This is a genomic window from Fretibacter rubidus (assembly GCF_041429785.1).
Lineage (GTDB): Bacteria > Pseudomonadota > Alphaproteobacteria > Caulobacterales > Maricaulaceae > Fretibacter > Fretibacter rubidus.
The window spans coordinates 2951966-2975972 of record NZ_CP163423.1 but is presented as its reverse complement, the minus strand read 5'-3'; the positions used below and the strand labels follow the sequence as shown (position 1 = coordinate 2975972).

Genomic DNA, 24007 nt, shown 5'->3' with positions numbered 1-24007 from the left:
TAGCGGCAGAGCGGCGCTATGACAATGCCGTAGGCCACCCTATCGCGCGTGTTTTGATAACCGATGACGCAGCGATTTAAAGGCTGTATGCGCGCCGCTCGCCCAGTAAATTAGCGCAATAAGCGGAAATTGAAGCGCAACCCGTATCCACAGGGCCGTCTTTGACATGTCATTATCGCCAAAACCAATACCTTCTATCGCCATATAGATATTCGCGGGCAGCACGGCGAGTAAAAACGGCGCAAAGATTAACCCCGCCCAAGGCCGCGTGCGAGGCCACACAATCATCACCGCGAGGACCGCCTCTATGATGCCTGTAAACCAGACAATAAAATAAGGAAAGGGCAGGGCGGGCGGCACAATGCGGGCAAAGCTGTCATCATGGGCAAAATGCGACCACGCCGCCATCAGGAAAAAGGCAGCGATTAAAAGACATAAAAGCGTTTTGATTATCCGCATTAGACGAATAGATCCGTTATCATCTCGCCTTCAAACAACACTTCGCTCGGCGCGCAAATCTCAGCCCATTCCAATCGGTGCTGCATGAAATCCTGTGTCGGCTTCACTTGGCCAGCAGCGTCGTAAGTGTCTTTATCAGGCCACTGCGCATAGGCATAAAACGCCCCGTCGCTGCCCTTATGCAAGCGAGAGCCTAACGCCCCTGCGTTGGCTTTGAAAAACTCTGTAATGCCCGACCACGCGGTCATAAAGCGTGCTTCCGCATCGGGTGCATCTAACAAGGCAAAGCGGTAACAGGCGCAATACATTAATCCAGCCTCACCAGCATTAATCAAGCTCTGCCATTTGGGCAAGGCGGGAGGCTTGGTCTTCGGCCATTAATGCGTCGACTACGTCGCCAATGGCGTCGCCCGCCACAATCTTATCCAGATTATAAAGGGTTAGATTAATCCGGTGATCTGTGACCCGTCCTTGCGGATAATTATAGGTGCGGATGCGCTCGGACCGGTCACCAGAACCGACTTGGTCTTTACGTTCCTCTGACCGCTCGGCGTCCAGTCTGGCGCGCTCCATATCATAAAGCTTCATCTTCAACAGGCGCTCTGCATTGGCACGGTTTTGGTGTTGAGATTTTGCATCACACACCACCACAATCCCTGTCGGTTCATGGGTCATGCGCACCGCACTATCGGTTTTATTGACGTGCTGCCCACCCGCGCCCGATGCGCGCATGGTGTCAACGCGCACATCGCCCATGGAAAAATTGATATCAATGTCTTCGGCCTCTGGCAGGACAGCGACCGTGGCGGCGGACGTATGGATACGGCCTTGGGTCTCTGTCACGGGTACGCGCTGTACACGGTGAACGCCGCTCTCAAACTTCATTTTACCAAAGACGCCCGCGCCAGAAATAGAGGCGACGATTTCTTTGTACCCGCCCATATCGGCTTCGTTCTCGGTCTCAATTTCGACCTTCCAGCCCTGAATAGAGGCATAGCGTGCATACATGCGAAATAGATCGCCTGCAAAAATCGCAGCTTCGTCACCGCCTGTGCCTGCGCGAATTTCCAGCACAACAGAGGCATTGTCGTCTTTATCTTTGGGTAGGAGCAGTAACGCGACTTCGTGTTCCACATCAGGCAGCGTGTCTTTCAGGCTTTGAAACTCATCTTTGGCCATGGCCGCCATTTCTGGGTCCTCCATCATCGCTTCTAGGTCAGACATTTCCTCGCGTATCGCTTGCAGCTTACGCACCCCGTCAGCCACAGGTTTTAGCTCGGCATAGTCTTTGCCAAGTTGGACAATTTCGTCGCTGTCGCTGGTCGCACCCATGCGGGCTTCGATTTGCTCAAAACGGTCAACAACTTGGGCGAGTTTGGAATCAGAAATATGCATGAAGGCGATGTAGGCGCTTAATAGGCGGCGGTCAAACCAAAGAAGACGGTTCGGGGGCGTCCCGGGAAATATCGTTCATTACCAAAGGCAAAATCGGCGCGGTCTGCATAGCGTTCATCAAAAACATTATCGACCCGCCCGAATAGACGGATTGCGTCAGAGAGATCATAGCTGACCCGTCCGACAAATATATCATGCCCATTATATTGGGCCGTATTGCCGGGGTTGGTGAAATATGACCCAACATGGCGCCACTCTAGGCCTAGTTCCACCGTATTGGTCACATCGGCGGTTAAGGTCGTTGTTGCTAGCGTGTCAGGCGCGCTATCAACGCGAGTGCCGTCGGTGATCGTGTTGGCCGCAGAGCCTTCGTCCAAATCAAAGGCATAACGATGGTCGGCCAATGTCCCGTTAAAGCCTGCGCGAAGCCATGGCGTTATCTCAAAATCCACGGCGGCCTCTATGCCGATGTGGCTGGTCTTGCCATTGGTGACGTTAAAGCCGTTGGCGTTGCGAAAAAAGAAATTATCTTTTTTCATGGCAAAGGCTGCGAGTTCCATGCTGACGCGACCTGTATATTTATAGCCCAATTCCACACTGTCCAATGTCTCGACATCGGCTGCGCCTGCGACTTGGTTTAATTGCACAGAATATAAATCTGTTACCTGCGGGGCGCGAGAGCCGCGCGCGGCACGGGCGTAAAATAATCCCGCATCAGAGCTGTATGACAATGATAGCTTTGGCGTTAACGTCAGGAAATCATCTGTCCTATCGGGGGAGCGAATGAACCGCCCGCTGCGTCCGTCGTTGGCTTGATTGTCATAATCATAATGGGTGTATTCTGCCCGCGCGCCAATATCCAGCGTCAGTGCCTCACCAAGCGCAAAGGTCTTTTGCGCGTAAGCTGCGATCACAACGGCCTCAACCTCATAGTCATAATGCAGGCCTTGGACAAAACTAAAGCGTGATGGATTGTCTTGAAATTCAAATAAAAACCCGTCGCTATATTCAACATCAAAGCCGACGTTCAAACTGTCATCATAAAGAGCGGATTGCAGCCCGACAGAACTATGACCGTTTTTCTCAAGCGCTTGGCCAGGCACAAAGTGACGTAAGAACCGAAGTTCTGCGCGCCGTGCATATGGCGTGAGGGCCAGCGTATAGTCCCCAAGGTTGCGTGCAAATCGCGCCTGTGTGCGGTAACTTTTACCGTCGCGAAAGGCTTCGGGATTGGGGTTGGATCGCGCAATGTCTTTGTCACGAAAGGCGTCATCACCTTGGATAAAGCCCGCCGTTTCTTGGTTCAAATTATTAAAACTAGACAGCCAATCGACCGACCATGGGCCAAAGCCCCCGCTATATTTCAGTTGAAATTTTTGCTGGTCAAAGCCGCTATCCTCGCGAAAGCCGTTATCATGGGCAAGCGAGACCGAGGCACGGAAATCGCCCATGGTCTGCGCTAGGGTTAGGCTCGCAAAGCCGTCATCACTGCCCATAAGCTTGATACGGTTCGGGTCATTGATGTCGGCTGATCCAATATTAATCACGCCGTGCACAGCATTAGACCCATATTCGGCGGGCCCTGGACCTTTTAGCACCTCGATGCTTTTCGCGAAATCTGTGCCGCCTTCAAATAATCCGTTCACATTGGCAAAGCCTGCGGCACGCAAGGGCACACCGTCCTCAAGATATAGGAAACTGCCCGCGCCTGCGCCGCCCGTTAGGACTGGCGAGCGAATAGCGGTTAGATGTTCTTGGCCCGACCCGCGGTGGATATTCACGCCCGCAACGGTGTTTAATGCCTCGGCCGGATGCACGGCGCTAATACGTGTCAGTTGCTGCGTGTCTATGACATCCAGTGAAGCGGGGCGAGCTGCGACATCAGCCGCCTGATTATAAATACCAGAGACGATAACCTCGTCTTGATTTTGTCGGTTATCATCTTGCGCAATAGCCGTTAAGGGCAAGCAAAGCGCAGATATAAAAATGGAAATATGCTGGGGTCTATTCATGGGGCCGCTATGCCGTAAGCGGCGGGTGTTTTAAAGGGCTAAAACGCCACAGATAGGCCTATGTTCTGATTAGCTGTCGCTGATGATATTGACGACGCGGTCAATGAATGTTGCGATTGTTTCTGGCGCGCTATCATCCAATTTCATCATCGCTAGGGTCGTCGCCGCGCCGAAGATAATGCGAGCATTGGCGCGTTCGCCCTTATGACCGTCGCGCCCCGTGTCATTAATGGCATCATGTAGCAGATTGAGGGTTTCTTCTTGAAACTCTAAAAACCGGGGGCGCGTTTCTATTCCAAAGGACACAGACCAGTTGAGCAAAACCTTGACTATATCAGGCTGGCTATCAATGAGATTATTAAAGGTCGCTGCCAAAGCGAGCAGGCGCGGGGTTCCCGTTGGCACGGATGCTGTGCTGTCAAAGCTGTCTCGGACATTGGATTTGACAGCGTTCAAGACTGCGTCTGTCAGGGCGTCGCGTGTGGGAAAATAATTAAAAACCGTAGCCGTCGAGACACCCGCCAGTTTTGCGACATCCCCATGCCCTGCGCGTTCCACCCCCATACGGCCGTAAATCGTAATCGCAACCAAGAGCAATTGCGCTTGGCGGTCTTCTGGGCTCATACGGGGTCGATTTTGAGAGGGTATCACAGCATTCGTCATAATAATTATATGGCTGATTTGGCGTTGACTCACAAGGCACCTATCCTTATTGATAAAGTTATCAACAAGGATTGTGATATGGCTGTTGTCGACAAATTAAATGCAGATGTGAAACGCAAGCGCCACTTATGGCTCATATCGCTGACCTTCCCGATGAGCCCACTTTGGGGCATTGGCCTGTCTGAACTGACGGGTAACCCGCATATGCTTTGGGTGCCTGTGGTGCTGTTTTATCTGATCATGCCAGTGCTGGATTATCTTATCGGCGATGATAAGCATGACCTTTTGGGCATGATGGAAGAAGAAGCGTCGCTCTCGCCGTTTTACCGTTTTATGGTTCACGGCCTTTTGCCCGTTGTTTATCTGACTTGGCTGGCGGGGGCGTGGTACGCGGCCACGCAAAGCCTGCCGTGGGATGCTTATTTCGCGCTGGGTATTGCCCATGGCTGGGGGCTCGCTTTTGCAATTAATGCGGGCCATGAGATTGGGCATAAAACCGATAAGCTGTCTAAATGGGTCTCGTTATTTATGTTGTTCCCAAGCTTTTTAGGCCATTTTCGGGTCGAGCATAATTCGGGGCATCATTCCGATGTCGCAACGCCGCGTGACCACGCAACAAGCTGGTTCGGCGAAAGCTATTATCATTTTATGGGCCGCGAAATCCCAGGCGCTTGGCGACGGGCTTGGGCGCTTGAGAGTATACGCGCGCGTCGGCGAGGCTATTCAAAATGGTCGTTGAAAAACGAAGTGGTGATTTCAACGGTTCTCTCAGTTCTGCTGTGGGGCGGGATCGTCGCTGTCTTGGGACTTGCGGTTTTGCCTTACATTCTACTGACATGGATCGTGTCATTAACGGCGCTGTCCTCGCAAAACTATATCGCCCATTACGGCTTGCTGCGTGATAAGCGCCCTGACGGAAAATATCTACCGTGCCAGCCTCACCATAGTTGGAATTGCAATCAACTCGTGACCAATCTTACCAGCTATAATCTTGCCCGCCATTCAGACCACCACGCCCATCCCGCGCGCCATTATCAACATTTGCGCACCTTCCCAAAGGCCCCGCAACTGCCATATGGTTATATGACAATGTTTCTGATTGGTTTTATCCCGCCCCTGTTTCGCCGCGTGATGGACCACCGTGTCCTTGATAATGTTGACGGTGATATGCGCCGCGTCTTGACGCCAGAGCTGGTCGCGCGTGAGCGGGCCGCAACAAAAGTCTAGTTTAATTTTGGCTTAGGCTTTGCTTTAGCTTTCGACTTCGCTTTTGGCTTAGAGGTTGGGGCAGGCGTGATAATATGCAAATCGCGTTGCGGGAAGGGGATTGAGATGCCTTCGCGTGCCAACGCTTTATTAATCTGCATATGGACTTGGTGACGTGTCGGCACGCGGTCTTCAAAACATTTCAAGAATACACGTAACTCAAAATCTAGCGAGCTATCACCAAAGCCCATAAATAAGACTTGCGGCGCCGGATTTTCCAGCACAATCGGCATGGCCTTTAACTCAGCTAGCATCACCTCTGCGGCACGGTCTGTGTCAGATCCGTAAGCAATCCCCACCGGGATAATCAAACGCGTGACCGAGCTTGATAAGGTCCAATTGGTGACGCGTTCCGAGATAAGCGCTTCATTGGGGATAAGGATTTCGCGGTTATCCAAATCCACCAATGTTGTGGCGCGAATTTGAATGCGTGTGACATTACCGCTTTGATCGCCAATGGTGACGTAATCCCCGAGGCGAATGGGTCGCTCAAATAAAATAATCAAGCCTGAGACAAAGTTCGCGATAATCTTTTGCAAACCCAGACCAATACCCACCGACAGGCCAGCGACCACAAATTTAAGCTCTGACCATTGCAGGCCAAGACGGTCGAGTGTGAAGAAAATACCAAAGGCGATAATCAAATATCCCAATATCGTCACAATCGCATATCGCGTGCCCGCATCAATGCCCACACGGTTAAGCACGAAAATCTCTAGGAAGCTGGGCAAGTTGCGGGCTGCCAAAAATGTCAGCGCGGCGATGACAACGGCTTGCATGACATTCCAGAGCGTTATCACCCGTTCGACGCTGGTTGGCTGACCTGTTTCCGGATCGATAATATCAACCATATAAGATGATAATTCGACACCGTTGAAAAATGTCAGCGCAGGGAGAAGCGATGACCAAATCATCCATAAGAAACCGACAACGCCAATTGCCATAATCGCGTCGAGCAATTGCATGGTTTGGCGGCTCATGGTTTCCACATCAAATTCAGAATAATCAATGGGCGGGGGTTGCGGCGCGCTTTCACCGCGTTCTTCGGCGGCGGCTTTGTCTTCGCGCATCTTGACGGCTTTATCACGGCGCTCAATGGCTTGGCGTAATGACAGTCGGCGTTTGCCAATCATAATGGACCGGCGAATGACGCCGTGCACAACATAGGCCCCAATGAATAACCAGCCAGAGACAAAGACGCGGTACATTAATTCGCTCGCGGTTTCTAAATATCCCATGGCGGCGAAGATGGACGCGATTAACGGCACAGCTATTCCCACAAAGGCTAATGGTGTGCGGTAGCTGCGAAGGCGGCTGTCCGGGTCTAGCGCTTGGTTGCTTTCGTGCCGACCCCGCCACACAACCAGATAAATAAAGGCTGATAACAAGACACAGGTAATCAAAAAGGCCGCCAAGCCCAAACCGCCAAAAACGGCGCTATTGGGGCTGTCCTGGGTGAGGACCAAAAGCGCGGTGGACGTTCCAAATAAAGGGATGAACCAAAGCATATTTCGATTGGCAACGTGACGGACGGCTTTTGGCAATCGGAAATGTTTATCAAATAACGACAGGTCGCCGTCCCAAGCGCGCCATGTCAAAAATAGGCCCGTAAAGACAGCCAAATAGGCAAACATATCCGCAAGGGCGATAACGAAATTATCGGGATTGCCAGAGATAAATAAGAGCACACTAAGCAACATGAAAATCAACGCCAATGGCATGGCAATGATAACGCAGGCGAGTAAAACTGCTGGCGTATGGAAATATGTATCAAGCTGTACACGCCGCACCATCGCTGCACGCTTTGCAATATCTTGCCACAACGGTTTTCGCGATAAATACAGCGCCGCAATGATGATGCTGAAAATAACGACCAATGGCAAATTGTCCTTGGCTGACGTGACCAGCGTATCAAAGGCCGTGTTGATATTATTAGGACTGAATGTAGCGGCTATCCCTTTGATAAGGTCGCCTGGCCAAGACAAGCCAATGGCCGCTGTACTGGGCAACCATAACAAATTACGGTCCAGTTGGGCAGTTAATTGCTCCGTTGATTGCAGCAATGATTGCTGCACAGTTTTTAATGTGGTCAGCGCATCAAAATGATCAGACGCAGCGCTGGATATCTCAACTAATAATGTGCGGCGTTGATTATGTAGGTTTTGCAGAATTTGCCGCCCATCCGCTGATAGTATATCTGCACCCGGATTTTGAGCCATCCAATCATCGGCAAAGGTTTGAATATCAAGCTCACCTGGTAGGAAATCACGTAAATTATCTTGGGCCAAAAGTCGCGCTTGTGTTGCGACGGCTATATCTTGATTAATCGCTTTGATATCCGCCCTAATCGCCGCGGGCGAAGGCGTGTCATTGCGCAGCTTTCGTAGAGTCGCCGCAGATTCGCGTGACAGATTACCCAATTCAATCAGCGATGTCGCCGTTCGTAAGTCAGCATCAACAATATCAACTTGGGTCCGTTTTTGGGCCGTTGTGCGCGGCAGGCGGCTGGCCTTTTGCGCGATTTCGCCGAGGTTTTTGGCAAGCTCTATGTTATTATTGGAATAGGCGACAACCATAGGATGGGGGGCTTCAACATCCGCTAGCGCTGCTTCTGTGCGCGTAATCATGCGGTTGGCATCGGTCAGTCTTTGTTGTCCGGTCAGGCGTTGCAGCGCGGCCACCTCTTCTGATAGGCGTTGTTGTTCTAATTGCGCGATACCGCGATTGGCACTGATGATTTTTTGCCGCTCGGCAAAGCTGACGATTTCCTGCTCTAATGCAGCTACTTGCGCGCGCCGCATGTAAAGCCGCGCTTGCAGTGAGGTTTTTTGGGCCTGTTCTATGACGTCGAGTTCGCCGTCACCCATGGCGGTGATTTCTTCGGTCAAAGTTGAAATGCGCTCTAAGGCTTCAGTCTGCTCTGTGGGGGCGAGTTGACGGCGGCGTTGCAGGGTTTCTAATTCTTGGGACAGGCCCGTGATACGGGTGCGGGTTGCACGTAAATTGGCCTCTTTGGTAATCAGCGATTGTTGCAAATCAGACAGGGTCTGTGCGTTCATATCATCTGCATCGGCCTCCATCGTCACGGGGGGGGCCTCTTGTAATGTGCTTAATTGGGTGTCCAAATTATCAAGGCGGTTGGCCGCGCCTTGCAGTACAGTCCGTAGTCTTGCGGCTTCGTCCAAATGGACCTGCGCAGTTGTGATGGCGGCCGCCGTTGTATCATAAAAGGCAAGAGCCGCTTTTTTGCGTTCATCGGACAGATCAGTGCGGTTCTCAACCCGCTCGCGCGCCAGTTTTATGGCGGCGTCACTTGTGCCGTCGGGGCGCTCCACGGCAGCGCGATTATTTGAGCTTTGTGCAAAGCTATCTAAGGGCGTCAGCCCCGCCGCGAGCATAACACTAATGCCAAGCCAAAGGCGTAAAAGTCTTGTGACGCTAAAATGTATGCTTTGTCCCATAGTGACGTTTTAAAACAAAGTGATAGCTTTGTCGCCCGCTAATCATCCGTCTTATGTCATTTGGAAAATGCGGTCGTAAAAAGGTCTTTATTATCCGTCTCTTTTTACGACCAAAGGTGATTCAGACGGCAATAACAAATCACACCATACATACGCAGTGACGCGCTAATCGTTTCAACAAAATATAAATACAGACGCCCCGTAAATGGCGGGTGACATTGGGCGAACCCTTTGATAAGCCCCGCCCATGGCTCCACCACTAATGACATTAAGCGGTATTCACCTGACCTTTGGCAGCACCCCGCTGCTAGAAGGGTGTGAGTTCTCTGTCGGCGCGCGTGAACGGCTTTGCCTTGTCGGGCGAAACGGCTCTGGCAAATCCACGCTTTTGAAAGTCGCCGCTGGTCTGGTGGAACCTGATGACGGCGAGCGGTTTATAAAGCCTGGCGTGACGTGGCGTTACCTGCCCCAAGACCCTGACCTCACCGCTTTTGACACGGTTGAAGATTATATTTTGGACGGGATGCAGGGCGCAGACCAAGCCTACCGCGTACCATATCTGCTCGAAGAATTAGGCCTGACAGGCCGTGAAGATCCCAAAACAATATCAGGCGGCGAAGCGCGGCGCGCGGCGCTTGCTCGCACATTGGCGCCTGAACCGGACGTTTTGTTGCTGGACGAGCCAACTAACCACCTTGATTTACCAGTTATTGAATGGCTGGAGGGTGAGCTTGCCTCTATGTCCTCGGCGCTGGTGCTGATATCCCACGATAGACGGTTTTTAGAGACATTATCGCGCCGCACATTATGGATGGACCGCGGCCAAACGCGAAACCTTGATAAAGGTTTTGGCGCCTTTGAAGATTGGCGCGACGCCCTGATTGAACAAGAAGAACTGGACCAGCATAAGCTTGGCCGGCAGATTGTGCGTGAACAACACTGGGTCGTTCACGGCGTGTCAGGACGGCGCAAACGTAACGTCAAACGGCTGAAGGATTTGGCGACATTACGCGCGCAACATAAATCCCATAAATCTGTGCAGGGCGGGGTGAACGCCACCGTTGTAGACGCGAATAAATCGGGCAAAACCGTTGCCAAATTAAAACATGTTTCAAAATCTTTTGATGGGCGTAAAATCGTTGATGATTTTTCTATGCTTATCGGGCGCGGCGAATGTATCGGCATTGTCGGCCCCAATGGATCGGGCAAAACCACGCTGTTAAAGCTAATCATGGGTAGCCTAGAGGCTGACGCGGGCAGTATTGAGCTTGGCGTGAATTTAGAGCCGCTGATCATTGATCAAAAGCGCGAGAGCCTAAACCCTGACTGGACATTATCAGAGGCGCTGACGGACGGCGGCGGGGATAGTGTGATTGTCGGTGACCAGTCCGTGCATGTTATTCGCTATATGAAGGATTTCCTATTTATCCCTGAACAAGCGCGCACCCCTGTGCATATTTTATCAGGCGGGGAACGCGGGCGATTACAACTCGCGCGCGGGCTGCGTTTGCCGTCCAATTTGCTGGTGCTGGATGAACCCACGAATGATTTAGATCTGGAAACGCTTGATTTGCTGCAAGAACTGGTCGCCGATTACAAAGGAACCGTGATTGTTGTCAGCCATGACCGGGATTTCCTTGACCGCACTGTGACGCGCACCATTGGATATGAAGGCGACGGGCGGTGGCAGGTTTATGCGGGCGGTTATACCGATATGGTCAATCAACGCGGCGAAGGTGTGCGGGCGCGCAAAATAGATAAACAGGCGGGGAAATCAAAATCTGGGTCGACACCGCAAAAGTCGACGTCATCCGAGCCCACCACTTCTGGCAAGCTGTCTTATAAGCATAAGTTTCGCTTGGAAAGCTTGCCAAAAGAAATGGCTGCGTTGGAAGCAAAGATTAAAACGCTAGAGACGGCTATGGCTGATCCTGATTATTTCACGCGTGACCCTGACGGCTTTATGGCCAGTTCAGAACGGCTAGCCGAGACGAATGACGCGCTTGAGGCGCTGGAAATGGAATGGCTAGAGCTTGAAGAGATGAAGGCCGCCGCAGAAGGGTAGCATTGGGCGGCATAGCGCCTAATCAAGCAGCCGAGCACCCGCATCTGAACGTGGAATTTGCGGGGGGATGCCCCCTTCTTCGTGGTTCACGCGCACGACAACACTGGATTTATCGGTGAAGTGAACTGATTTAGCAATCAGTGAGGTCGCCGGACTTTTAGACGCCACAGGTTTATCACTACTGATAACGAGCGCCTGATTGGGCAAATAGACGGCACCAATTATATTGATGCTCGCGCCTGATCGAATGATACTGATTTCAGTTTTCGCATTTTTTTTACTCTTAGACTTGGCCCCTTTACCAGAAATCGTTTTGCCAAAGCTTTCATTAACTTGCCAGAACACAACGCCCTCTGTCTCTCCGCTGTCTGGCGCGCGCAAATCGGCCACCGCGCCTTCCTCAATAATAATCCGGCCTTTTTTTTTTTACCCATCATCACGAAAGTAACGCGGTCACCTTTAAGCTGCGCGTATTGCGAGAAGTGGAGTTCCCCGCCGAGGTAATATATGCCGGGTTGAAAGGTCACATTGGCCCCAGTAATTGATAGGCCTTTGCAATAGGTACCGGGACTCATTACTGTATTATTTGGGATGATGTCCAAATCCGTTGGCACGACGTCCATTAATGTTTCTGAGGTATTTGCGCCAATGACGTCGATGTCATTTTTAAAATCACAGTCCTTGCCTGGATAGGCAGGCGATTTAAGAGCATAGGGGTCGGCAATCGGGGAGCATTCATTGCGGATATAGGGATCAAAGTCGCCTTTGCTGCCGCCAGATGAACAGAATGATTTGGCCGACGGGTTAATGCTAGATGAGGAAACGATTGCGTTTTTGTGGACTGAATTGGCCTGCACAGAACAAGCGGGCGCGGAGAAATTCGCGCTATCTTCAAATGTAATCGCATTTTCTCCGCTAGGGTCTAACGCAAGAACGCAAACCACGTCGGCCGTGCTTAGATTTGCCGTTGCGCTGACCTTAATATTATTCTCCGTATGTCCAATCATCCCCCCTAAAAGGGTCGGAACTGTCGCACTGGCGGTAATCACGACTTCTTCGCGGGTAGCAGTGGCCACTGCTTTCGGGTCGTATTTCTCTCGGCCTGCTAAATTGTCAAAAAACACATTTTCGGCAAAGGCTTTGCGTTCACTATCAGTATATTGTGTGGGCATCACGGCGGTTAGCGCGGCATTATCAACGGCTGTTTGCAGATCGACCTGCACGCGGTTCATGTTCAGCAAATCAACGGCGATAGAAATCGACAACATAAGGGGTAGGGCCGCAAGCGCCCAAGTAACAGCAAAATTACCCGCTGTATTGTTGCGGTAGCTTTTCAGGGTGCTACAGACTTTGCGCCCCACATTATTATTTACATTGCGTGTCATGACGGTCGCCCAACATCCTTCACCGTTTACAGAATAACGACACAGTAAGAGTTAGGCATAAAGGTTGCCTTAAAAAAAAGCCTTAAGAAAGTGTGAAATTAAACCTTGGTAAAGACTGGCTTCATAGGCAGAGTAGGTCAAAAAAACAGTGCAATAGGAATAACCGTCATGATGGATAATTTCAAAATCAAAGACGCAGCGGGATTTCGCCTAAGTGATCATCCCACGCGCGTCTCGTTATTTGATCGTAAATCTAACGCCAAAGATAAGATTAATGAGGACGGCAAAGTCATAGCCGATATCGCTCACCGTCTTTACAGCGAAGCCAACCGCTCTGTTCTGATTGTCCTGCAGGGGATGGACACATCGGGCAAAGACAGCACGACGGCGGCGATATTCGCGCGCACGCCCCCGCTTAATGTCACAGTCGCCGCCTTTAAAGCGCCGAGCAAGACCGAACTCGCCCATGACTATCTCTGGCGTGTGCATAATGTCTGCCCAAAGGCGGGGCAGATTACCGTGTTTAATCGGTCCCATTATGAAGATGTACTGGTCGTGAAAGTCAAAGGTTATAAAGACGCTACTGCGATAGAGCAGCGCTATGAGCAGATAAATGCATTTGAAAAGCACCTGAGCGAAAACGGCACGACAATCCTAAAGTTCATGCTCAATATATCCAAAGAGACGCAAGGCGAGCGCCTACGCGAACGCCTTATCGAGCCTGGGAAGCGCTGGAAATTTAATCCGGGTGATTTGGTTGACCGCGCCCTTTGGCCAGATTTTATGGACGCTTATGAGACCATGGTGCAGCGCACATCCACGGACCATGCCCCGTGGCACGTCATCCCATCCGACAGCCGCACAACGCGCAAAGCCATTATTACAGCTATTGTCCGCGAAAGCTTAGAGGCGATGAACCCACAATACCCCGACCCAGGTTACCGGATCGAGGATTATGAAATTGATTAAGACAGATATGGTCTAAGCGACAGACGTTCCGCGCGTCGGGTAATCGTGCTTTTTGACAAACGCGAGCCCCGCAGCAATGTCTTTCATGGGAGGCCTGCCAAAAGGTGTATTTTGAATATATTGCGCATAAAGGGCACCGTCTGGTTTTGCCACCATGATGGCGGGTTCTGAGAAGAGCGCTGGCTCGTCACTGCCTTCGCGCTTATCAGATAAAAATAATCCATAAGCTTTAGCGTCCAAAATACCCAAGCCATAAGCAATGGGTAGATGCTCTATTCCCCAATCAGCTTTTGTCTGCTCTGCGCGCTCTTGACTATCCATACTAATCGCTGTGAGGCTTAGACCTTGATCTGATAAGTCTTTAAATTGGCTATCAATGTCGCGTAAATGGTCTTTGCATTTCGGACAGTGTAATCCCCTGTAAAACACAAGGATTTGAAAATCTTTCACATCGCTTTGCGTGGGTTTAAACTGACCGCCGCCGACAAGGGGTAAATCTAAGTCTGGTAGGGGTGATTTGGGTGTTAATGTCTGGGCCATCATGCGGGTCCTTTATCTGTTTTGCGCAAAACGTCGGGACTGGCGCTGCCGATAGGATTGCCAGATAAAATTGCGATACCGCGGTCAATTTCGGCAATAAGCGCGTCAAAGCCGCTTTCTGTATCTGCGCTATGTCTAGCAATCAGGTCACGGCGCATCGTTTGTAATTTTGTTTGGCGTTCTAATGTTGGACGATTGGATAAAAAAATATCACGCACCTCGTCGAGTGTCACAGGCTGGGCAATGCCAGGCTGTCCTGCATCACCGCCAAGCGCGCTATCGACCGCCATAATATTATGATTTGAGTTTGTCATATAAACCTCCTGCATAATCAATGCGCAAAAGATAATGACGTTCCAAATTTGTAAGAGGGAGCTTTGGGGGATGCCTCGCTAGAGTTGCCCCGCTGGAGGTGCCGCACTGGAGGTGAGGATGGGATTCGAACCCACGGTAGGCTACTAACCTACACACGCTTTCCAAGCGTGCGCCTTAAACCACTCGGCCACCTCACCATTCAGCAGCGAGCGCCCCTATAGCGCGAAGGCTAAAGGGACGCAAATGCCAATTCAGTTAAAATGGCTGTGCCCTAGTTGAGGGTATAAACGACGCCGATACGTGTGATGGTGTCAGTCTTTTCGCGGCCCAAAGGCACGGTCGAATGGTTATCAATACGAAACGATGCGCGCGCAGCCAAATTGCCCATTAACTGTGCGGTCAGGCCGACTTCGTTCCAGATATAGGTGTCTGAATCAGACCACAAAATCTCTGTATTATTATAGGCACTGACGGCGTCATTAAATTGATAATCAATTTCAGAGCGACCGTTCAAGGCAAATTCGTTCTCTGTGACAGACAGCGGCCCTTGCGTTTTTTGCGACCGGTAACCCGCGCCGCCTGTGATGTCCCAGGCCAAAGGCTCTGGTAGGACAAGCTTATAACCGAGGCCACCACCAACAAAATAACCGGTTTCAAATGCGCCGAAATCATCTTGGAAATAATCGGCATTGGCATAACCAAAGAGGCGGTCATTAATATCGCGTTCAATTTGGTAGCCCAGTACAAGGCGCTGGCGATTTTTAATGTTGGATGTTTCGCCGTAATCAAAGCTGGCGTTAAATTTATTGCGCCACGGCCCGTCTGTCTTGGTCAAATCAAGGGCCAGGCCGATGTCTGTTGTTTCCGTATTGCCTGTGGTCTTGGACCCCGTCAGGGCCGCTTCGCCTGACCATCCCGCCAGCGGATTGGCCAGTGCGGATGTTGATAAAGCCAGTGTGATTGCAACAGTTGCGGTTGCAGACATTAATTTTTGTGCATGTGTCATAACATGTCCTTTCGCTAATTGTCCCCTTATCGGGGCGTGTAGCGGGACATGCCTAACAGATTATGAACGCAGACTGACAAAGCGGGCTAATTGCAAAGCGGGCAGATTGTTTTCTTTCAAGGTTATTTCATTTTATAGACAACACCAATGCGGGTGATGGTATCTGTCTTTTTTCGTCCCGCTGGCACAGTCGAATGATTATCGATGCGGTAGGAAATACGCGCCGCCAAATCTCCCATCAACTTGGCGTTCAGGCCAATTTCATTCCAAATATAGGTATCTGATTTAGAATGTAGCAGTTCTGTATTGTTGTAGATGGAGACAGCGTCGTTAAGTGCGTGGTCAAAATCTGAGCGCAATTGCAGCGCGACTTCTTCCTTGGCGGGGGTGGTCTCGTTTTGCGGTGTTTGTTCGCGGTAACCAATGCCGCCCGATAAATCCCATTGCGTGGGGTCGTTCATCAAGACCTTATACCCAAAACCGGCACCGACATAATAGCCTTCCTCAAACGCGCCAAAGTCATCTTGGAAATAATCGGCTGTGCCCAAGATAAACAGGCGTTCTGACACATCGCGCTCAACTTGATAGCCAAGGCCAAGGCGTTGTTTATTGCGGTTGCCTTTGTTTTTACCATAATCAAAGCGGCCTTTAAATTTATGACGGAAATCGCCAAATTCTCGTTTCAGTTTCAGGTTCACGCCTAGGTCTGTGGTTTCCGTATTGCCTGTGGTTTTTGATCCTGTGACTGCGGCCTCGCCGCTCCACCCAAGAATGGGGGCCGCCAACGCAGACGGCGCAATAGATGTCATAGCAATAAGAGCGGCCGCGCCGCAAAATGTCGATAAAAGTTTCATGGGAAAGTCCTGCCGGATGTATCAGAGTGGTCAATGCACAATATGCCTACTTGCGTGCGGCCCGCTTGCCAAGCTATGGCAGCTCACATTTTAGTTTTTTTTGAAAGTATCGCATGGCGGCCTCTTATGACGTGATTATTATTGGGGCGGGGGCTGCGGGTCTGATGTGCGGCGCGGCGGCTGGTGCGCGCGGGCGGCGTGTGCTGATGATTGATAGCGCCGATAAACCTGGCGAGAAGATACGCATTTCGGGCGGTGGTCGCTGTAATTTCACGAATATCTACTGTGGGCCTGATAATTTCATTTCCCAAAATCCGCATTTTTGTAAATCCGCTTTGGGCCGCTATAGCGCGCAGGACTTTATCGATTTGGTCAATTCATACGGCATTGCCTGGCACGAAAAAACCAAAGGACAGCTTTTTTGTGATGGTCGCAGTCAAGAGATTATCGACATGCTTTTATCCGAATGTGACAAAGGCGGCTGCGATTTGTGGCTCGGCACACAGGTGCTGGACGTTAAAAAAGGCACGGACGGTACAGGCGGCGAGGAACGCTTCACTGTGGTCTTAGAACATCAAAGCGTCACAGCGGACGCAGTCGTCATTGCCACGGGCGGGCCCTCCATTCCCAAAATGGGCGCGTCGCGTTTTGGCTATGAAATCGCAGAACGCTTTGGTTTGGATATTGTGGACACTGTGCCCGCGCTTGTGCCGCTGACGTTCACCGATAGTTTGAAAGACACGCTTAAATCTCTGTCAGGTGTTAGCGTTGATACCACAATTTCTCACGCCAAAGCTGTCTTTGACGAGGCGATGTTATTCACCCACCGCGGCCTGTCTGGCCCTGCTGTGTTACAAATTAGCAGCTATTGGGAACCGGGCGATAGCATTACAATTAACATGGCCCCCGGTACAGATTTGACGGCCCGATTAAAAGAAGACCGCCTCGCACGCCCGCGTATTAGCCCCGCTAATTGGCTCGCGCAATTTATCCCCGCCCGTATTGCCGATAGCATCGCCGCCCAAGAAAAGGCCCAGCGCCTCGCGGATCTATCGGATAAAGCCATATTGAACCTGTCCCTTATGGCATCAGAATGGCGCGTGAAACCTGCGGGATCAGAGGGTTACCGCACGGCCGAGGTGACCAAAGGCGGGGTGAATACGGACGCGCTATCGTCAAAGACGATGGAGACGCGTTCTGTGCCTGGGCTGTATTTTATCGGTGAAGTTGTCGATGTGACGGGCCATTTGGGCGGTCATAATTTTCAATGGGCGTGGGCGTCTGGCGTGGCCTGCGGGGAGGTTTGCTAAAACCCAAATCCGTCCCAGAGCAGCTTTAATCCAACCACAAAAATCAAACCGTATAGGATTTTGTAAAACAAATCTTGATCAATGCGCTTAATCAGCCAGACCCCAAACAACACTCCAATCGGTGCCAGAGGGATAAGGATAAGAGACGTCGTCAGATTGGTTGTATCAAACTGACCAAGCATGGCATAGGGCACGACTTTCACCATATTGACGATAAAGAAAAACATCACCGCCGTGCCGGCATATATGCGTTTTTCAAATCCTTGCGGTATTGTGTAGGCTTGAAACGGCGGCCCGCCAGCATGGGCGATAAAGCTGGTGAACCCTGCAACAAATCCCGATAGCGCACCCAGCGGTTTATGGCCGACAATAAAGCCGCCAGCCGCTTTGGGTTTTAACACGGCGTAAGCCGCAAATCCGACCGCAATGAAGCCGACGCAAAGCCGCACAAATTGATCATTCACATAACCCGCCAGCAATCCGCCAACGGCAATCCCCGCCACGGCAGCAGGCAACATCAATATCAAAATGCGTTTGTCCCAATGTTTGCGGTAACTCCAGACGCTGACCCAATCCATGACGATTAATATTGGCAGCATAATGCCCGCCGCTTGAATAGGCGAGATGGTCAGCGCCATTAACGGCACCGCAAGCAAGGCCAGCCCGCCAAAGCCGCCCTTAGAGACGCCCGTGATAAGCACAGACACAACGGCACTGACCCAAAACAGCGTTGAAAAACCAGATGTTGATGAAAAGAAGGCCTCAAACATAGGCTCTTGTGCACCGTTTGAATTGCCTTTTCAAACACAGAGTTTACGGTGCCCCTATGACAGGGACAATTGATTTGAACGCCGATATTGGCGAGGCGGAAGACGCAGACGGCATTGCGTCAGAGCTCGCGATATTGCGCTACGTTAGTTCCGCTAATATCGCCTGCGGTGGACATCGGGGTGACGCGGCCTCTATGCGGCGCACAACTATCGCTGCGCGTGATAACGGCGTGGCGATTGGCGCGCATCCTTCTTATCCCGATTACGCCAATTTTGGACGGCGTTCGCATGTCATAGGGATTGATATTTCGGCTGATGATTTGGCCAAAAGCCTTTTATTTCAAATCGTGCAGCTTTGCGAAATCGCGGCGAGCGAGGACGCCGTGGTTTCTTATGTGAAACCGCACGGCGCACTTTATAATGATGCCGTGGGCTCCAAAATTCATGCTGACCTTATTGCGGGTGTAATTAAACGGCTGGATAAAAATTTGATATTCATGGGGGGGCCTAACTCTGCAATGGAGCGCGCGGCCGATGATGCAGATCTAAGCTTTATTCGCGAAGGTTTTATCGACCGCCGCTACACGGATGACGGCCATTTGCAAGACCGCAGCATAGACGGCGCCGTTATTCATGACCAAGCCGCCCGCATGGTCCAAGCCCGCAGCCTCGCGCAGCACGGCACAGTTATCACCGCAACGGGACGCACATTATCTGTTAATCCGCAAAGTTTGTGTTTGCACGGGGATAGTGCGGGTGCGGTGGAAACGGCGCGTCTGGCACGGGCAGACATTGAAGCGGCTGGCCTTAGGATTAAAGCCTTTAGTGACGTAAGAGCCTTCGCATGAGCCAGTCTTTACCGACCCCCAAAATTCAGCCTTACGGCGACGCGGCTGTGCTGTTGTCTTACGGTGTTGAGGGCTTTTCTGATGCAGCCAGTCAGGCTGTTTTATCGCTCTCGCAACATTTCAAAGCACAAAGTGGCTGGACAGATATTGTCTGTGGCTATGACAGTATTATGGGGACGTTTGATCCGCAAGTCATGCGCCTCGGTGCAGCGGTGAACCGCTTTCAACTGGCTGCGCAATCCGTCGACACGCTTGATTCTATTGCCGCTGTCACTGTTGATATTCCTGTACATTACGGCAGTGAGCACGGTCCTGATATGAACGCGATTATGGACGCAAGCGGCCTTAGCGAAGCAGGCGTCATAGACGCCCATGCCGCGCAAACCTACCGTGTCTGTATGATGGGCTTTGTGCCGGGCTTTACATTTTTATCGCCCGCCCCAAAGGCGCTGCATCATCCGCGCCATGACACACCGCGCCTCTCTGTTCCTGCGGGGTCTATCGGGATTGCAGGCTGGCAAACGGGGATTTACGGGCTCAGCAGTCCGGGGGGATGGCAGATTATTGGCCGCACAGAGGCGTCCATTTTTGATATCAACCGCAGCCCTATTTTTTTACTCAAAGCGGGTGATAATCTGCGCTTTGTGCCGCAAAGGTAAGTGATGATAGAGGTCTTACAATCTGGTTCGTCAACAACACTCCAAGACGCAGGGCGTCCGGGGCATCGTGACCGCGGTATCCCCGCCAGCGGGGCGGCGGACAGGCTAAGCTTCGGGCTGGCCAATTTCATGGTTGGCAATGATTGGGACGCACCCGCCTTGGAATGCACCTTGGGCGGATTACATCTGCGGGTTCTTGATGACACTGTTATGGCGATTGCAGGGGCGGAAATGTGGGCGCAGGTCAATGGCCAAAACGTCACTAATTTTACGTCTTTCCCTGTGACTAAAGGCGATATCTTGACCCTGTCTTTTGCCCGCAAAGGTGTCCGCGCCTATATCGCGATTAAAGGCGGTTTTCGTGCGGCGCCTGTTATGGGCAGTGTTTCGACTTACACCCTTGCAGGGCTCGGCGGAATCGAGGGTCGCGCGCTACGCATTGGTGACCGCCTAGAGGCGTCAGTGAAAGGCACATCAGGCCCGCAGAAAATACCACCGGGTTACCGCCCTTATTTGTCTAATCACGTTATTTTACGGGCGCGCCCGGGGCCTGAATTTGACGCGCTGACGGCGGATAGTCGCCGCCATCTGTTCATCAGTCCGTTTTTCGCCACACCCCAAACCGACCGCATGGGTGCGCGGTTACGGGGTGATAAAATTGTAATGTCCAGACCAAGCTCTATGGTCAGCAGCCCGCTCCTGCCGGGCACATTACAAGCGCCGCCCGACGGTCAACCGATACTGGCCCTCGTGGATGGGCACTGTACGGGTGGTTATGCGCGCGCCTTGCAAGTCATCCGCGCAGATCACTGGTTGATGGGACAAATCGGGCCAGAAACACAGCTTAGCTTTCGCCGCGCAATGGATGTGGAGGCCGCCAATGTGCTGCATTACCGCAATGCCTTTTATAGCCGCTTGATGCCCGGCTTTAAGTTTTGAAGGGATATATAATTTGGCCCTTCATCTTCACAACTGTCAAAACTTATTAATCTATAAAATTTACTTTAAAAATTTTGATTCTATGCCTAGGGTCTTTTATGGATGATGACAATAAAGACCTTTCGAGCCCAGATATGGCCAGCGCAGGACGGGAGGAGTTCTTTGAGGATTTTTTTGGATTAAACTTCCGCACTGTGAAAACACTATGGGCTTCTTTTAAAAATCCAATTGATTATTTTCAAGCCGCTCTTGCCGCTAATTGGCAGAATAAATATACGCCATCAATTCGGCTTTTGCTAGGAATTGGGGCTATCACCGTGGCAACACATTTCCTGTGGGCTAAACCAAATGGTAACTTCATAGAAATTATACACGAAGCGGTGATAGCCGGACTTGAAGATGGTTACGCGGCCCATGCTCATCAAAATCTTGATTTCTCAAATGTGGATATTAGACATAGCTTGTCCGAGGCCATGAAGCTGGCGATGGTAATATATACCCCCATCTACATTGCTCTTTTGAGTTTATTTGCTTGGATTTACAGAGGTTGGGGTGAAGACCTAAGCTATGTTGTGAGGCAAAGATATGTTTTTGCCCTTGCTATTCCTGCGGCTGTATTTGGGGTAATCTGGTCGATCATAACAATACCGTTTTCCGGAATAATCTATGATGTCATGACATATGGTCAAATTATTGTTTTAGTTCTGATTTTGTTTGTTACTGCCATTAGGGGTCCATTTGGGCATTTGAAAAAAAGCGACGCCTTTGGCAAAGCCTTCATTCTAACCTTTTGGATGATGGCTTTTTCCCTTATTGCACAACTCGCAGCCGTATTGTTTGCGTTGCAAAAGATTGTGGGTCCCGAAATAAAAATTGCTATAAAAGCGGCCGCGGGAGGCTAAGGCTGCGACGGTTTACAAGTAAACTTATGTCGCCCCTACTTCACACCCGTGGAGCCAAAACCGCCCGCGCCGCGTGCCGTATCGGATAGCTCATTGACGATTTCAAAATCAGGCTGAGTAATCGGCGCGATGACCATCTGCGCGATGCGCTCGCCGCGATTAATCACAAAGGGTGCATCGCCGTGATTAATCAGCAGCACTTTCACTTCGCCTCTATAATCCGCGTCAATTGTGCCGGGTGTATTTAGGCATGTCACCCCGTGTTTATAGGCTAGCCCAGAGCGCGGACGAATTTGCGCTTCATAGCCAGCGGGCAGTGCCATAGCCATGCCCGTTGGGACAAGCGCACGCGCGCCAGGGGACAGCGTCATCGGAGCATGGGCGGGCACAGCGGCGCGTAAATCCGCACCTGCCGCTAAAACCGTTTCATATTTAGGCAACTCTAATCCGTCAAAATGCGGCAGGGCTTTAATCTCAACAACAAGGCTCATTATGTGTCCTATTTTGTAAGGCGCTGAAGATTGATAATCTCCATCACGTCTTTTAATTTCTGAGTGTCGGGCGCAAGCGTCTCTGGCCCTGTGTAATCCGTGCGGTAGGCTGTGCCGTCATCATAAACAGTCAGAAGCCCACTTTCCGTGCTGTCAAAATCTTGCGACAAAGACAGCGGCAATCCCGTCTTAATCAGCGGTAAATCGCGCAGTTGCGGCAGCAGCGTGTCTCGCTCGCACATCACGGCCAAAACCGCCTTGCCGTCGACCTCTTTTATATGTCCTTCTGTGTCGTCATAAACACTATCGATAAAGTCCTTCGCGTCATGAAATTTTGCTGTGCGGACATTGTCTTCTGTCTTTTCACTGACGGTCAAATCCATGGTCACAATTTCGCAGCTATCATCGGCCAAGGCGGCGGTGCCGACTGTCAAAGCGAGGATAAAAATTGAAACGCGGTTAAAGTTGTGTCTCATGATAAATGCTCCGCAATTAAATTGGCGAGGGCTTTGGCGGCATCCATTTTTGATTGACGCGGCCACTCTGTTACGCTGTCTGGCTTTACGACAATCATGGCATTTTCATCACCGCCCATAACGTCGCCTGATACGTCATTGGCAATAATCCAATTACATCCTTTGCGCGCTAATTTGGCCTTGGCGTGATCAATCACGTCATTGGTTTCAGCGGCAAATCCGATGACTAAACTGGGTCTGCTCTCTGCTTTGGATAAGGTCTTTAAAATATCGGGATTTTCAACAAGGTCGAGTTGCGGCAATCCGTCTTTGTCTTTTTTAATCTTGTTCGCGCCTGTATCCTTGGCCCGCCAATCGGCAACGGCGGCAACCGATATAAACACATCAGCGGGCAGGGCGCCCTCGCAAGCGCTTAGCATGTCTCTTGCGGTCTCTACGGCGACCAGATTAACCCCCACGGGCGGGGCGATATTGACAGGGCCAGAGACTAAGGTGACTGTCGCCCCCAGCGCCCGGCAGGCGCTCGCAATCGCGTAGCCCTGCTTGCCCGATGAATGATTTGACAGATAACGCACGGGGTCAATCGGTTCGCGTGTTGGGCCAGCCGTTATCAAAACATGCCGTCCTTTCAGGGGCTGCGGCGCGTCAATCGATTGGCTGGCGGACAGGAGGTTTTCAATCGCGTCGGCAATCGATTCTGGTTCGCTCATGCGGCCTGGGCCGTATTCCCCGCACGCCATAGACCCCGCGTCAGGGCCAAGGATATATTGCCCGTCATCCATAAGGGTTTTGACATTCCGCTGTGTGGCGGGGGCTTCCCACATGCGCACATTCATCGCCGGCACATATAAAACGCGCTTATCAGTCGCCAGTAATGTGGTGGACGCCAAATCATTGGCTATGCCGTGTGCGGCTTTCGCCATCAAATCTGCCGTTGCGGGCGCAACAACGACAAGGTCTGCACTGCGCGATAACTCTATATGCCCCATTTCCGACTCGGCCGTTAAGTCCCACAGGTCTGAAAACACGCGCTCGCCTGATAACGAGCCAGCCGATAAAGGCGTGACAAATTCGGACCCGCCTCTGGTTAGTATAACCCGCGTGGCAATCCCGCGCTTGGCAAGAAGGCGGATCAAAAACAGCGATTTATACGCTGCAATCCCGCCGCCGATAATCAATAGAATACGTTTATTCATAGGCCCTTATAACGGGGGCGGCGCAC

24 protein-coding genes and 1 tRNA gene are annotated in these 24007 nt (G+C 51.3%); 8 read left to right on the top strand and 17 right to left on the bottom strand.

Annotated elements, in window-relative coordinates:
- Positions 1–39: 39 nt before the first annotated feature.
- From AB6B37_RS13795 to AB6B37_RS13775, 5 genes are all read right to left on the bottom strand, one after another.
- Positions 40–459, bottom strand: coding sequence for a MauE/DoxX family redox-associated membrane protein (locus AB6B37_RS13795; protein WP_371396407.1), 420 nt, complete (start codon positions 457–459; stop codon positions 40–42).
- Complete coding sequence (locus AB6B37_RS13790; protein WP_371396406.1) at positions 459–812, bottom strand: hypothetical protein; 354 nt, start codon at positions 810–812, stop codon at positions 459–461. Before AB6B37_RS13790 ends, AB6B37_RS13795 begins: the two co-directional genes overlap by 1 nt.
- Positions 787–1854: a peptide chain release factor 1 gene (gene prfA / locus AB6B37_RS13785; protein WP_371396405.1), complete on the bottom strand. Its 1068-nt coding sequence runs from the start codon at positions 1852–1854 to the stop codon at positions 787–789. The genes AB6B37_RS13790 and prfA overlap by 26 nt, the downstream gene beginning before the upstream one ends.
- A 17-nt stretch (positions 1855–1871) precedes the next feature.
- Entirely contained in the window at positions 1872–3866 is a 1995-nt protein-coding gene (locus AB6B37_RS13780; RefSeq protein WP_371396404.1) for a TonB-dependent receptor, read from the bottom strand.
- Between the two features lie 69 nt (positions 3867–3935).
- The gene (locus AB6B37_RS13775; RefSeq protein ID WP_371396403.1) at positions 3936–4490 is read right to left on the bottom strand and encodes a TetR/AcrR family transcriptional regulator; all 555 of its coding nucleotides are present in this window, start codon (positions 4488–4490) and stop codon (positions 3936–3938) included.
- A gap of 117 nt (positions 4491–4607) precedes the next feature.
- Here AB6B37_RS13775 and AB6B37_RS13770 point away from each other — a divergent pair, with 117 nt between their 5' ends.
- Positions 4608–5756, top strand: coding sequence for an alkane 1-monooxygenase (locus tag AB6B37_RS13770; RefSeq protein WP_371396402.1), 1149 nt, complete (start codon positions 4608–4610; stop codon positions 5754–5756).
- On the opposite strand, the gene AB6B37_RS13765 is transcribed toward AB6B37_RS13770, so the two are convergent.
- Positions 5753–9256 carry a mechanosensitive ion channel domain-containing protein gene (locus AB6B37_RS13765; protein ID WP_371396401.1) on the bottom strand — a complete coding sequence of 1168 codons (3504 nt, stop codon included), beginning with the start codon at positions 9254–9256 and terminating at the stop codon, positions 5753–5755. The two genes, AB6B37_RS13770 and AB6B37_RS13765, sit on opposite strands and share 4 nt — an antisense overlap.
- Before the next feature lie 247 nt (positions 9257–9503).
- On the opposite strand from AB6B37_RS13765, the gene AB6B37_RS13760 reads away from it, so the two are divergent.
- Positions 9504–11321 carry an ABC-F family ATP-binding cassette domain-containing protein gene (locus AB6B37_RS13760; RefSeq protein WP_371396400.1) on the top strand — a complete coding sequence of 606 codons (1818 nt, stop codon included), beginning with the start codon at positions 9504–9506 and terminating at the stop codon, positions 11319–11321.
- 18 nt (positions 11322–11339) lie between these two features.
- Here the strand turns inward: AB6B37_RS13760 and AB6B37_RS13755 are convergent, their stop codons facing one another.
- Both AB6B37_RS13755 and AB6B37_RS13750 read right to left on the bottom strand, forming a co-directional pair.
- Positions 11340–11489, bottom strand: a complete 150-nt coding sequence (locus tag AB6B37_RS13755; RefSeq protein WP_371396399.1) for a hypothetical protein — start codon at positions 11487–11489, stop codon at positions 11340–11342.
- 53 nt (positions 11490–11542) lie between these two features.
- The gene (locus tag AB6B37_RS13750; RefSeq protein WP_371396398.1) at positions 11543–12706 is read right to left on the bottom strand and encodes a TadE/TadG family type IV pilus assembly protein; all 1164 of its coding nucleotides are present in this window, start codon (positions 12704–12706) and stop codon (positions 11543–11545) included.
- Between the two features lie 168 nt (positions 12707–12874).
- Between AB6B37_RS13750 and AB6B37_RS13745 the strand changes: the two genes are divergently transcribed.
- Complete coding sequence (locus AB6B37_RS13745) at positions 12875–13675, top strand: PPK2 family polyphosphate kinase (RefSeq protein ID WP_371396396.1); 801 nt, start codon at positions 12875–12877, stop codon at positions 13673–13675.
- Between the two features lie 12 nt (positions 13676–13687).
- On the opposite strand, the gene AB6B37_RS13740 is transcribed toward AB6B37_RS13745, so the two are convergent.
- From AB6B37_RS13740 to AB6B37_RS13720, 5 genes are all read right to left on the bottom strand, one after another.
- Entirely contained in the window at positions 13688–14218 is a 531-nt protein-coding gene (locus AB6B37_RS13740) for a redoxin domain-containing protein (protein WP_371396395.1), read from the bottom strand.
- Positions 14215–14529 (bottom strand): hypothetical protein, encoded by a 315-nt coding sequence (locus tag AB6B37_RS13735; protein WP_371396394.1) that lies wholly within the window; start codon positions 14527–14529, stop codon positions 14215–14217. Before AB6B37_RS13735 ends, AB6B37_RS13740 begins: the two co-directional genes overlap by 4 nt.
- Before the next feature lie 107 nt (positions 14530–14636).
- Positions 14637–14727, bottom strand: a tRNA-Ser gene (locus AB6B37_RS13730).
- Positions 14728–14801: 74 nt separating this feature from the next.
- Entirely contained in the window at positions 14802–15536 is a 735-nt protein-coding gene (locus AB6B37_RS13725) for a YdiY family protein (protein WP_371396393.1), read from the bottom strand.
- Positions 15537–15658: 122 nt separating this feature from the next.
- Positions 15659–16390, bottom strand: coding sequence for a YdiY family protein (locus AB6B37_RS13720; protein ID WP_371396392.1), 732 nt, complete (start codon positions 16388–16390; stop codon positions 15659–15661).
- A 113-nt stretch (positions 16391–16503) separates the two neighbouring features.
- Between AB6B37_RS13720 and AB6B37_RS13715 the strand changes: the two genes are divergently transcribed.
- A complete protein-coding gene (locus tag AB6B37_RS13715) occupies positions 16504–17700 on the top strand; it encodes an NAD(P)/FAD-dependent oxidoreductase (protein WP_371396391.1) in 1197 nt (398 codons plus the stop codon).
- Here AB6B37_RS13715 and AB6B37_RS13710 read toward each other — a convergent pair.
- Positions 17697–18470, bottom strand: coding sequence for a sulfite exporter TauE/SafE family protein (locus AB6B37_RS13710; protein ID WP_371396390.1), 774 nt, complete (start codon positions 18468–18470; stop codon positions 17697–17699). The two genes, AB6B37_RS13715 and AB6B37_RS13710, sit on opposite strands and share 4 nt — an antisense overlap.
- A 56-nt stretch (positions 18471–18526) precedes the next feature.
- On the opposite strand from AB6B37_RS13710, the gene AB6B37_RS13705 reads away from it, so the two are divergent.
- From AB6B37_RS13705 to AB6B37_RS13690, 4 genes are all read left to right on the top strand, one after another.
- Positions 18527–19318 carry a LamB/YcsF family protein gene (locus AB6B37_RS13705; RefSeq protein WP_371396389.1) on the top strand — a complete coding sequence of 264 codons (792 nt, stop codon included), beginning with the start codon at positions 18527–18529 and terminating at the stop codon, positions 19316–19318.
- A complete protein-coding gene (pxpB, locus tag AB6B37_RS13700) occupies positions 19315–19977 on the top strand; it encodes a 5-oxoprolinase subunit PxpB (RefSeq protein WP_371396388.1) in 663 nt (220 codons plus the stop codon). Before AB6B37_RS13705 ends, pxpB begins: the two co-directional genes overlap by 4 nt.
- A gap of 3 nt (positions 19978–19980) precedes the next feature.
- Positions 19981–20916, top strand: a complete 936-nt coding sequence (locus tag AB6B37_RS13695) for a biotin-dependent carboxyltransferase family protein (RefSeq protein ID WP_371396387.1) — start codon at positions 19981–19983, stop codon at positions 20914–20916.
- A 98-nt stretch (positions 20917–21014) separates the two neighbouring features.
- Positions 21015–21818, top strand: a complete 804-nt coding sequence (locus AB6B37_RS13690) for a hypothetical protein (RefSeq protein WP_371396385.1) — start codon at positions 21015–21017, stop codon at positions 21816–21818.
- A gap of 35 nt (positions 21819–21853) precedes the next feature.
- Here AB6B37_RS13690 and dut read toward each other — a convergent pair whose 3' ends face one another.
- The 3 genes from dut to coaBC are packed head-to-tail and all read right to left on the bottom strand — an operon-like array spanning position 21854 to position 23981.
- A complete protein-coding gene (gene dut, locus AB6B37_RS13685; RefSeq protein ID WP_371396384.1) occupies positions 21854–22309 on the bottom strand; it encodes a dUTP diphosphatase in 456 nt (151 codons plus the stop codon).
- 8 nt (positions 22310–22317) lie between these two features.
- Positions 22318–22785: a hypothetical protein gene (locus tag AB6B37_RS13680; protein ID WP_371396383.1), complete on the bottom strand. Its 468-nt coding sequence runs from the start codon at positions 22783–22785 to the stop codon at positions 22318–22320.
- Entirely contained in the window at positions 22782–23981 is a 1200-nt protein-coding gene (gene coaBC, locus AB6B37_RS13675) for a bifunctional phosphopantothenoylcysteine decarboxylase/phosphopantothenate--cysteine ligase CoaBC (protein ID WP_371396381.1), read from the bottom strand. Before coaBC ends, AB6B37_RS13680 begins: the two co-directional genes overlap by 4 nt.
- Positions 23982–24007 lie beyond the last annotated feature (26 nt).